1 pseudogene is annotated in these 207 nt (G+C 35.3%); it reads left to right on the forward strand.

The features are described 5' to 3' along the window. A pseudogene (locus tag ACRHOC_RS16090) lies at positions 1–207 on the forward strand (putative LPS assembly protein LptD); the annotation flags it as partial.

The raw sequence follows: 207 nt of genomic DNA on the forward strand, positions 1-207 counted from the left end.
AATTTTTCAAGTAGTGTCGGTCTTACCTTAGGTAATATCTTTGAAGCTAAAGTACGTGATACAGATTCTACTAAAACGGAGCCCAAGTAGATTTTCTTATTAAATAACCTTAATCTTTTTACAGCTTATGACTTGGCTGCAGATTCATTAACCCTAAGTCCAGTAAGGGTTACTGGTGGTACGCAGATCTTAGACAAAAAGATGAAT

Source organism: Winogradskyella poriferorum, from assembly GCF_050618035.1.
In the GTDB taxonomy this organism is placed as follows: Bacteria; Bacteroidota; Bacteroidia; order Flavobacteriales; family Flavobacteriaceae; genus Winogradskyella; species Winogradskyella poriferorum_A.